Annotated in this window: 1 protein-coding gene; it reads left to right on the forward strand. The window is 66.6% G+C overall.

Going from position 1 to position 950, the window contains the following annotated elements; translation table 11 throughout:
• A partial coding sequence (locus tag NKI54_RS36305) for a condensation domain-containing protein (protein WP_352694656.1) occupies positions 1–950 on the forward strand: 950 nt, incomplete at both ends.

The following is a 950-nucleotide window of genomic DNA, read 5'->3' on the forward strand; positions in this document are numbered from 1 at the left end:
CGGCGCTGGCCGAGATATGGGCGGAGCTTCTCGGTGTCGAGCGGGTCGGACGCCACGACAACTTCTTCGAACTGGGCGGCCATTCGCTCCTGGCGGTGCAGCTCTTGAGCCGGCTGTCGCAGGTTGTTGGCGTCGAGCTGCCGCTGACGAGGCTGTTCGCCAAACCGGTGCTGGCTGATCTGGCAGAAAGCATTGTCGAGGTGTTGAGCCGCTCCGGCTCCCAAGAGCTGCCGGGGATTGCAGCCGCGTCGCGTGATGAGCTGCTTGTGCTGTCGTTTGCGCAGCAGCGGCTATGGTTTTTGGCGCAGCTGGACGAGGGCAGCACCAACTATCACATTCCGCTGGCCTTGCGACTGCGGGGGGTGCTCGACCGCGTCGCCTGGCAGCGCAGCCTTGACCGTCTGTTTGCCCGCCATGAGGCGCTGCGCAGTGTCTTTGTCGCGTCGGAGGGCAAGCCCCGGGTTGAGGTCCTGCCGCCGGACGCAGGGCTGCCGGTGCTGGAGCACGATCTGCGGGACAGGCGGGACGCGGAAGCGGCGCTTTTGGATCTGTGCCATGAAGAGGCGCGCACGCCGTTCGATCTTGCGCGCGGGCCGCTGATCCGCGGGCGTCTGATCCGGATGTCGGATGAGCAACACGTCTTCCTGCTGACCCAGCATCATATTGTCTCGGACGGCTGGTCGTTGGGCGTGCTGGTGCGTGAACTCAGTCAGCTTTACCGGGCGTTCGAGGCTGGACAGGACGATCCTTTGCCGCCGCTGGCGGTCCAGTACCCGGATTATGCCGCCTGGCAACGGCGGTGGCTGTCGGGGGAACGGCTGCAGAAGCAGGCGCAGTATTGGCGCGGCACCCTGTCTGACGCTCCGGCCCGTCTTGCGCTGCCGACGGACCGGCCGCGGCCGGCCCAGCAGTCGTATGCCGGGGCCGCTGTGCCGATCGTCATCGATGCG

Source organism: Mesorhizobium sp. M0663, from assembly GCF_040320585.1.
Lineage (GTDB): Bacteria > Pseudomonadota > Alphaproteobacteria > Rhizobiales > Rhizobiaceae > Mesorhizobium.